The sequence below is a fragment of the Ureibacillus sp. MALMAid1270 genome (assembly GCF_049202975.1).
In the GTDB taxonomy this organism is placed as follows: Bacteria; Bacillota; Bacilli; order Bacillales_A; family Planococcaceae; genus Ureibacillus.
Window position 1 is genome coordinate 1 of sequence record NZ_JBMIRP010000066.1, and the last position, 9,986, is coordinate 9,986.

Here is a 9,986-nt window from a genome sequence, read left to right on the forward strand (position 1 = left end):
ATGGCAATAGGTTTCTTTGTCATGGACATTTTTGAAAATACAATGAAAATAATGAGTGTGCAGGCCATTCCAATCCAATTTCCAGTAATTTTGGTTCATTTCACCCAGAAAAATTGTTATTTATTCCGAGACTCTATTTATCTATATAATCGACAAATTTCTTTTAATTCTGCAATCACTTGATCTGCTTCTTCCCATGAATAGACTGTAGCGCCTGAAGCTAATGGGTGGCCACCACCATTGTATTTTTTCGCCAACTCATTAATAACCGGCCCTTTCGAACGTAAGCGTACTCTTATTTGACTATCTTCTTCGACAAAAATAACCCAAGCACAAATACCTTTAATATCACCATAGGATCCAACTAATAAAGAAGTATCTGATGGAGTTGCATCGAATTGCTCCAAAATTTCTTTCGTTAACTTAATATAAACAGCTCCATTTTCATCAAACGTATAGTTTTGATATAGATATCCTTGGAGTTTCAATAATTTATGTTCTTTTTCATACATTCCATCGAAAAGTTCGTTACGGTCAAAATTATATCGAATTAAATGCCCTGCAATCTCGAATGTTTTTTCTGTGGCACTTGGAAACAAAAATCGACCTGTATCGCCAACGATCCCTGCAAATAAAAGACGAGCTGCTTCGTTCGATAATGTCCAACCCTTATATTCCTTACCTTCTTCAAAAAGACCATAAATCATTTCACTAACAGAACTCGCTGATGTATCTACCCAAAGTATATCACCATATTGATCGTCATTTGGATGGTGGTCAATTTTAATTAATAAATCTCCTTTATTATAACGACTATCATCGATTCGTTCTGTATTGGCAGTATCCGTAACAATAACAAGTGCTCCAGAAAAAACTTCATCATCAATCGTATCAGGCTTTGCTAAAAATGATAATGTTGAATCATGCTCACCAACAGCATAAACCTTTTTTTCTGGATAGTTTGATGAAATTAATGTTTTAAGACCTATTTGAGAACCATATGCATCTGGGTCTGGACGTACATGACGATGAATAATAATGGTGTCATACTTTTCGATCTCTTCGATTATTTTTCGCTTCAAGATAGTTCCTCCTATGTAATCAAGGTTTAAACCTAGTTAGAAGTAGTAAAAAGTTTTATGAAATGTTAATAGCATTTTCCTTTAAAAATCGTTACAATAATGTCAGCTTGTCTTTTCATGGAAAGAAGAGTCGAATTATCCGTTTCCCGTGACAAAACGTTGTTTTTAAGGAGGTTGCTAAATATGAATTTCAATTACTTTTTTTTAACAGTTGTTGTAATTGCCTTTGTGGTTTATTTCTATTATAAAACAAAACAATTTAGATCAACTTTACCTATTAGAAAAAAATGGTACAAAGCGAAGGCAGGTATTGCATTAGGAATCTTTATCATTGCCTTTGGTATAAATGCAGTAATAATACATCAATCATTAGTAAGTTACATAATTTGTGCATTATTTGTCTTAATTGGCCTATTGCAAGCTTATAGTAATTTTAATCGCATGCGCCATGAAGGTAAGTTTGTACAAGAAGAATATGAACTTAACCGATAAGGAAGTAAAATGAAGCAATATACTTTAAGTATATTGCTTTTTTTGTGCTACTAATTATCGTTCAAGTAATTGGAACATCATCATTGCTTTTCCTACTAGGATGTTTTCATTAAATACATCAAAATCCATTTTTACAAACTTACGACTCATATCTAATATGTGAGGAACGATTGTTAACACCGTTTCCATTTGGATTGGTTTGATAAAATAGATCGTCATATTTTCTGCAACTGCATCCCCACGCTTTTTACGTTTCAAAGCGATAGAACCCACTTCAGATAGAAGTGTTGTAAATGCTCCGTAAGAAATTGCACCAAATTGGTTCGTCATTTGAGGAGTAACAGTAAATTCAACCATTATATCCTCTTCACTTAGAAGCTTTATTTCCTTCTTAACAAGATCATCAATGGTTTCACCTTGATGTGGTTGACGTTGTGCCAGTTGTAAAGCTTTAAGTACATCTTGTCTACTAATAACACCTTGGAGTATTCCATCATCATCAACAATCGGAAGTAAATCAATACCTTCCCAAATCATTCTATGTCCAGCTGAAGCAACACTTGTTTTCATCGAAGTTGAAATCGGTTGCTTTGTCATCACCTTATCGATCGTTTCATGTGGTTCTCTTCCTATTACGTCCCTTACAGTAATCATACCTACTAGCTTGTTACTGTTTGTGACAACTGGAAAAGCACCGTGAGTTGTTTTCTCATTTAACGCACGGAAATCCGCAATCGTTTGATAACTATGTAACATAGCCGTTTCTTCAATTGGTACATAAATATCTTCTATTAATAGAATATCTTTTTTAATCAATTGGTCGTAAATTGCACGATTGATTAATGTTGCAACTGTAAATGTGTCGTAACTAGATGAGATGATTGGCATTTCGAGTTCATCTGCAAGGCGTTTATTTTCTTCGGTTGTATCGAAACCACCTGTTATGAGAACTGCAGCACCAGCTTTCAAAGCATTTTCATGGGCTTTAAATCGGTTACCTACGATTAATAGGCTTCCTGCTTCTGTATAACGCATCATATCTTCAAGTTGCATTGCACCGATGACAAATTTCGTTAATGTTTTATGTAGTCCGTTCATACCGCCAAGAACTTGTCCATCGACTATGTTGACAATTTCTGCAAATGTTAGGCGTTCAATATTTTCTTTTTTCTTTTTTTCTATACGGATTGTTCCAACACGTTCGATAGAGCTAACTAAGCTGCGATTTTCCGCTTCTTTAATGGCACGATATGCAGTACCTTCACTGACTTGCATGTCTTTTGCTATTTGCCTAACAGAAATTTTATCTCCCACTGGTAAAGACTCAATATACTGTAGAATTTTTTCATGTTTTGTCGACATGGTATCACCTAATTTCCAAATTAGTTCCTAACCCTTAGTGTAACATATTTCAATTATGTATTGATATAATTGGATTTCATAATATCTCCTCTAAATGTATCAAATTGCATTTAAAAGAGAAAGTAGCACTAAAGTAATGTCCACTTTAATGCTACTTCCATATAAATTTAAGATAGTTTTACTTTATCTCCAGGAGATAAAACTTGAACTTCCGCATCTGTTACTAAATTAGAAAAGTGTTGTGGATCTTGTTGAATAACCGGGAAAGTATTGTAGTGGATAGGTACAACTGTTTTCGGTTTTAGTAATGTAACAGCATATGCTGCATCTTCAGGCCCCATTGTAAAGTTATCTCCGATTGGTAAAAATGCAACATCAATTTCATTACGTTCACCTATTAACTTCATATCCCCAAACAACGCTGTATCACCAGCATGATAGATTGTTTTACCCTCGCTAGTGAATAGGATGCCTCCAGGATTTCCTGCATTGATCACTTCGCCGTTTTCTGTTTCATACACTGAACCATGAAATGCAAGTGTGTATTTTACTTTTCCAAATGGAAAATCATAGCTTCCGCCAATTCCCATATTGTGAACTTTAATACCTTGAGAAGCTAAATAATTAGCTAGTTCATTAGGAGCTACAACTAGTGAATCATTTGCTTTTGCTAGTTCAATTGTGTCACCAACATGATCATTATGACCATGGGTTAACAAAATAACATCTGGCTTTTGTTCCTCTACTTTTAAATCTGTAAGCCCATTACCACGAATAAAAGGATCAATTAAAATTTCCTTACCATTTGTCTTAATTTTAACTACTGAATGTCCATGATATGAAATTTCCATCAAACTTCCCCCTTACAGTTCATTAATAAATAATTTCTCTTTAAAACAAAATTTCCCTTCAATTTGTTATAATATATTAGATTTCATTTGCTTATGCGGAAGTAATTCGAGAAAGATTATACCTTACATGGCGCAAAGCTGCATGATGTAAAATCACTGATGCATTTCTCGATGTAATTCAAGACAGTAGCTTTACAAACATTCCTATTATTATTGGGGGGCATTCCTTTGACTAAAATTAATGAAATTCAAAACTACTTAAAAGAAAATAACGTGGATATGGCATTTATCACTACTCCGGATAATGTATTTTACTATTCACAATTCAAAAGTAATCCACACGAACGTTTACTTGGTGTAATGATTTTTCAAACTAGTACACCTGTTTTAGTTTGTCCTAAAATGGAGGTACCCGATGCAATCAATTCAGGTTGGCAATATGATGTCATTGGAAATTTAGATACAGATCAACCATTTGAATTGATCAAAGAGAAGGTTCTTTTAAACAATATTAACCCAAGCTCGATTGCAATCGAAAAAAGTCATTTGACGGTAGAGAGATTAGAAGCTTTACAACAAGTTTTTCCACAAGCAAACTTTATTCGACTTGATGAGAAAATAAACGAGATGCGTGTCATAAAATCTGCAGATGAAATCGATAAAATGCGACAAGCTGCGCAGTTGGCTGATTATGCAATAGAAGTAGGTTGCAAAGAAATCGCTGAAGGTAAAACAGAGATGGAAATATTAACAGCGATTGAAAATGCTATAAAAGACAAAGGTTGTACTATGTCCTTTGATACAATGGTATTATCAGGACCAAAATCAGCTTCACCACATGGAACACCAGGTAATCGTAAAATTCAAAAAGGTGATCTAATTTTATTTGATTTAGGCGTTGTGTATGATGGTTATTGTTCAGATATTACTAGAACGGTTGCATTTGGTAGCGTGACAGAAGCTCAAAAAGAAGTATATGAACTTGTAAAAAGTGCAAATGAGAAAGCGATTGAAGCAGTAAAACCTGGAGTTCGCGCAATGGACCTGGACAAAATTGCTCGTGATATCATTTCTAATGGAGGTTTTGGCAATGATTTTCCACATAGACTTGGTCATGGCCTTGGAATTTCAGTGCATGAATACCCTTCTATAACAGCGACAAATGAGTTAGAACTTAAACCTGGTATGGTCTTTACAATTGAACCAGGAATCTATAATGAAATTGCAGGAGTAAGAATTGAGGATGATGTTGTTGTTACAGAAACTGGTGTGGAAGTATTAACAAAATATCCAAAAGAATTAATTATCCTATAAAATGTAGATTTTCATGCTTACAATAATAAAGGTGACAAGAACTTCATTCTCGTCACCTTACTTTTATATTAAGACGTAGATTTTCTTCCAAGATAAGCTTCAACTACTCGTGGATCCTCTAGTAGACTTTCTGCATTACCTTCAATTATTATTTTACCAGTTTCCATAACATAGCCATAATCTGCAATTTTCAATGCTTGTTTTGCATTTTGCTCAACAAGAAGAACTGTCGTACCAGCTTCTTTTATTTCTTTAATAATTTTAAAGATATCAGCAACAATCAACGGAGCTAGTCCCATGGAAGGTTCATCTAATAATAACAATTTCGGTTTTGATAGTAGAGCCCTTGCGATAGCTAACATCTGTTGTTGACCACCAGAAAGAGTACCAGCCATTTGTGTTTGTCTTTCTTTTAATATTGGGAAACGTTTTATAACATCTTCAATATCGTTTTTAACGTCTTTATCTTTTCGTTGATAAGCACCCATTTCTAAATTCTCTAGTACTGTCATTGAAGTTAAAATCGCACGACCTTCTGGAACTAAAGAGATACCTTTACGTAACAATTGGTCTGGACGTAAACCTGTTACATTATCACCCATAAACTCAACTGTACCATTTTTAGGTTTTAAAAGACCTGCAATTGTTTTCATTGTTGTTGATTTTCCAGCACCATTTGCACCTAATAAAGTAATTATTTTCCCTTCATGTACTTCTAGATTAATTCCTTTAAGTGCTTGAATTTGTCCATAAAATGTTTCTACATTTGTAAGTTTAAGCATCTACTTCATCCTCCTCTTTTCCAAGGTAGGCTTCAATAACTGCTTCATTATTTTGAATTTCTTCAGGTGTACCTTCTGCTAGTTTTTCCCCGAAGTTTAGTACAACGATTCGATCACACAACTTCATAACGAGCGGCATGTCGTGTTCAATAATCAACACTGTAATACCTCTTGATTGAACGGTTTTGATTAAATCATATAAACTATCAGTCTCTTTTTCATTCATACCCGCTGCAGGCTCGTCTAATAATAAAAGACTAGGATTACTTGCTAATGCTCGTGCAATTTCAAGTCGTCTTTGCTGTCCATATGCTAAGTTCTCTGCAATCGTATCTTTATGTTCAAGAAGTCCTACTAAATCTAATAATTCTTCTGCTTTTTCCTTTAATAATTGTTCTTCTTTTCGCTGTTTTTTAGTACGGAAAACACTACTAAATACACCTGCATGTGATTGGCTATGTCCACCAACCATTACATTATGTAAAGTAGACATTTGAGAAAATAAACGGATGTTTTGATACGTACGACATATCCCTTTTTCTGTTATTTTATAAGGTTTAATACCTGTTATATTTTCACCTTTAAAAATAACTTCACCAGAAGTAGGTTCAAAAATATTTGTAATCATATTGAACATAGTTGTTTTTCCGGCACCATTTGGACCAATTAAGCCGAAAATTTCACCTTTATTAATCGAAAAAGAAACATCCTTTAAAGCAGAGATACCGCCAAAGTTTTTCGTAATATTTTTCAATTCTAAAACCATTAACGTACCCCTCCTTTTGAACGTTTAAACTTAAATTTCTCTAGTAAGTGTGCATCAAGAATTCCTTGAGGACGAACAGCCATTAAAACAATTAGAAGGATACCATAAATAATATAACGGAACTCACTTACGAATCGTAATACTTCAGGCATTAATGTTAAGAAGAATGCACCAAATACAGATCCAATAATCACTTCACTACCACCAAATACAGTAAATATTAATACTTCAACAGCTCTGTGATATGCGAAGTCAGCAGGAGAAATATACCCAATTACATGAGCAAATAATGCGCCTGCTAAACCAGCAAAGAAAGCACCTTGTGTGAAGGATACAACTTTGTAGTAAGTAATGTTGATACCCATTGATTCTGCTGCTCTATCATCCATATTAATAGAAGATAATGCTCGACCAACACGTGAATTTTGTTGACGTACAACAAACCATAAAATTGCGATCACTAAAATTAATAACACTAAGAAGATAGATAGAAACACAAATTGATTGTTTTTAATACCAATCATTGCTGGTTCAAAGCCTAGGCTACGAGAAAACTCTAAAATTTCTCTACCTAACTGTGGAATTCCTGTTAAACCAACTGAACCTTTAGTTAAAGAATCCCAGTTAACAAAGATTACACGGATTACTTCCCCAAGACCTAATGTTGCAATTGCCAAATAAACACCTGACAGTCTTAATGAAGGAATCCCAACAATCACTCCTAGAATACTTGCTGCTAATGCACCAGCGATAATTCCTACATAGATTGGTAAGTCAAAATGGATTGTTAATAATGCGGAAGTATAAGCACCAACACCCATAAATCCAGCGCTTCCTAAAGAAAGCTGACCAGATGACAATGGAACATATACACTAATAGCTAACATAATATTGATTAATATAAACGAACCTATTTGTAAATAATAGGTATTTAAAATTTCTCCTAACAAGTGATCACCTTCTTTCTTGAGATACCTTTGAACCAAAGATACCTTGTGGACGTATTAATAGGATGACAATAATCATAATAAATGCAATTGCATCTCGGTAACCTGAATTTCCGTATGCAACTAACATCGTTTCAGATAAACCTAAAATTAGGCCACCAACCATTGCACCTTTAACATTACCCATACCACCTAAAATGATAATTGCAAGACCCTTTAACCCCATTGATAATCCCATTTGTGGACTAACAGAGTTAAATGCCATACCTACTAAAATACCTGCAATACCACCAATCGCAGATGCAACAACAACTGTTAAGATAATGATTTTCTTTGTATCTACTCCTAGAATACTAGCTGTTTCTAAGTTATCTGCAGTTGCTCTTAATGCTTTACCTGCTTTTGTTTTAGATAGCCAAATTGTTAAACCAATCATTAATATAATTGAAATGATGAAAATAACAATTTGTACAAGATAAATGGTAATCGATCCGATCTTAATGCTAATTTCAGAAAAAGATGTATTGAATGGTTTATTACCAGCACCAAAAATGTGATGCGAAAGATTTTCTAATAATATGGATACACCAATTGTACTAATTAGTGGCGCTAAATGAGATACGCCTTTTTTCCCTCGTAAAGGTCTTAATGTAAAACGTTCTAATAAGTAACCTAAAATACTTGTAACGATAATAGCAGCGATAAAAGCTAACCAAAGAGGCCATCCAAGCACTCCAGTTGCTGTTACTCCTACAAAAGCACCAACCATAAAGATTTCACCATGTGCCATATTGATAATGCCAAGCACACCAAATACAAGGGTAAAACCGAGTGCTATTATTGCATAAATACTACCTAACGTTATGCCGTTAATTATTTGTTCTAATAGCAAAATAAATCATCCTTTAATTAATTTGATTACCCTATCAAGCACTTTATATGCAGATTGGTTCTCGTAATTACTTACGAGAACCAATTAGGTTTTAAATTATTCAAATTCAATAAATTTACCGTCTTTAATTTCTAAAACGGTTACATCCATGATTACGTCTCCAACTTCATCGAATGAGAACTTACCTAAAATACCTTCAAGATCTTTTGTTGCTGCTAAAGACTCTCTAAACGCCTCACGATCATTGCTTCCTGCTCTCTTTAATGCATCTGCATAAATGAATAGAGCATCATAAGCTTGTGCAGCGAATTGGTCAGGCTTTTTACCGTATTCTTTTTCATATTTTTCATTAAATTCTACAATTTTCGGATCTTGTGATTCACCAAAGTATGGAGTCGCAACGATTAAACCGTTTGCAGCATCACCAGCAATTGCAATCGCTTGTGGAGAGTTAAATCCATTTCCTCCTACAAACGGAATATCGATACCCATTTTACGTGCTTGGTCCATAATTACTGCACCTTCGTTATATAAAGCAGAAGCTAAAATTAAGTCTGGATTAGTATTTTTAATTTTAGTTAATTGTGCATTATAATCACTTTGACCTTCTTGGTATGTTTCAATAGTTGTAATTTCAAGTCCCATTTCTTTAGCTGTTCTTTCCATTACTTCAAATCCGCCTTTTGTTAAAGCGTCATCATTTCCGTAAATCATTGCAACTTTTTTCGCTCCAGTTCTTTCAACAGCTTTTTGAATAGCTGATGGAATCGCTAATGATTCTGGAACAGCATTTCTAAATACATAATCACCAATTTCAGGAATACCATCAACTGTAGTTGAAGTACCCATGATTGGAATACCATTTAAATCAACTTCTGGTGCTACTGCAAAAAATTCAGTACTTAATGTTGGACCAATAATCGCAGTAATTGAATCATCACTCATAATTTTTTGAGCTGCGTTAAGAGCTTGATCTGCTTTACCAGCTGAGTCTTCAATAACTAATTCAATATTTACTTCACCAAGTGCATTGATATCTTTTTGCGCTAATTTTAATCCATTTGTAATCGCTTCCCCGTAAGCAGCTCCTGCTCCAGTTAAATACGAAATGACACCAAATTTTGCGCTAATTAATCCACCTTCAGAATATTCTGAATTTGGATTTGGATTTGTTGTTGTATTACCTCCACCACATGCAGCAAGTAATAATAGCATAATAATTGATAATATTGAGAACAATTTATTATTGAATCCTCTCATCATCAATTCCCCCTTTTTTAGTTACTCTGTTTCATTTATATAAAACAATATAACTATTTAAGTACATTTAGACGAAAAAGTAAATGGTATTTTTATAACTCAAACTTCGCACCTAAATAATTAGATTCGATAGTTGGCTCTATTAGGTTCTTCATGATTTCAATAAAAACCTTGACAAAGTTTTTTAAGATACAAAAAACACCTCATTCTTTGGTATAGTGGATTTGTCGAGAATACA

Annotated in this window: 10 protein-coding genes; 2 read left to right on the forward strand and 8 right to left on the reverse strand. The window is 34.0% G+C overall.

Annotated features, from left to right (window positions below; genetic code table 11):
• Window positions 1–137: 137 nt before the first annotated feature.
• Window positions 138–1,082 (reverse strand): DHH family phosphoesterase, encoded by a 945-nt coding sequence (locus tag ACOQFO_RS08855; protein WP_421689323.1) that lies wholly within the window; start codon window positions 1,080–1,082, stop codon window positions 138–140.
• Between the two features lie 183 nt (window positions 1,083–1,265).
• On the opposite strand from ACOQFO_RS08855, the gene ACOQFO_RS08860 reads away from it, so the two are divergent.
• A complete protein-coding gene (locus ACOQFO_RS08860; protein WP_421689324.1) occupies window positions 1,266–1,574 on the forward strand; it encodes a YtpI family protein in 309 nt (102 codons plus the stop codon).
• Between the two features lie 54 nt (window positions 1,575–1,628).
• Here ACOQFO_RS08860 and ACOQFO_RS08865 read toward each other — a convergent pair whose 3' ends face one another.
• Window positions 1,629–2,936 (reverse strand): DRTGG domain-containing protein, encoded by a 1,308-nt coding sequence (locus ACOQFO_RS08865; RefSeq protein WP_421689325.1) that lies wholly within the window; start codon window positions 2,934–2,936, stop codon window positions 1,629–1,631.
• A gap of 167 nt (window positions 2,937–3,103) precedes the next feature.
• A complete protein-coding gene (locus ACOQFO_RS08870) occupies window positions 3,104–3,787 on the reverse strand; it encodes a metal-dependent hydrolase (protein WP_421689326.1) in 684 nt (227 codons plus the stop codon).
• A 228-nt stretch (window positions 3,788–4,015) separates the two neighbouring features.
• On the opposite strand from ACOQFO_RS08870, the gene ACOQFO_RS08875 reads away from it, so the two are divergent.
• Window positions 4,016–5,101 (forward strand): M24 family metallopeptidase, encoded by a 1,086-nt coding sequence (locus ACOQFO_RS08875; protein WP_421689327.1) that lies wholly within the window; start codon window positions 4,016–4,018, stop codon window positions 5,099–5,101.
• 68 nt (window positions 5,102–5,169) lie between these two features.
• Here the strand turns inward: ACOQFO_RS08875 and ACOQFO_RS08880 are convergent, their stop codons facing one another.
• The 5 genes from ACOQFO_RS08880 to ACOQFO_RS08900 form a co-directional block, all read right to left on the reverse strand.
• Window positions 5,170–5,883, reverse strand: a complete 714-nt coding sequence (locus ACOQFO_RS08880) for an ABC transporter ATP-binding protein (protein ID WP_421689328.1) — start codon at window positions 5,881–5,883, stop codon at window positions 5,170–5,172.
• The gene (locus ACOQFO_RS08885; protein ID WP_421689329.1) at window positions 5,876–6,649 is read right to left on the reverse strand and encodes an ABC transporter ATP-binding protein; all 774 of its coding nucleotides are present in this window, start codon (window positions 6,647–6,649) and stop codon (window positions 5,876–5,878) included. The genes ACOQFO_RS08880 and ACOQFO_RS08885 overlap by 8 nt, the downstream gene beginning before the upstream one ends.
• Window positions 6,649–7,599 carry a branched-chain amino acid ABC transporter permease gene (locus tag ACOQFO_RS08890; RefSeq protein ID WP_421689330.1) on the reverse strand — a complete coding sequence of 317 codons (951 nt, stop codon included), beginning with the start codon at window positions 7,597–7,599 and terminating at the stop codon, window positions 6,649–6,651. The genes ACOQFO_RS08885 and ACOQFO_RS08890 overlap by 1 nt, the downstream gene beginning before the upstream one ends.
• A gap of 4 nt (window positions 7,600–7,603) precedes the next feature.
• Window positions 7,604–8,488: a branched-chain amino acid ABC transporter permease gene (locus tag ACOQFO_RS08895; protein ID WP_421689331.1), complete on the reverse strand. Its 885-nt coding sequence runs from the start codon at window positions 8,486–8,488 to the stop codon at window positions 7,604–7,606.
• A gap of 96 nt (window positions 8,489–8,584) precedes the next feature.
• Entirely contained in the window at window positions 8,585–9,748 is a 1,164-nt protein-coding gene (locus ACOQFO_RS08900) for an ABC transporter substrate-binding protein (protein ID WP_421689332.1), read from the reverse strand.
• Between the last annotated feature and the right edge of the window lie 238 nt (window positions 9,749–9,986).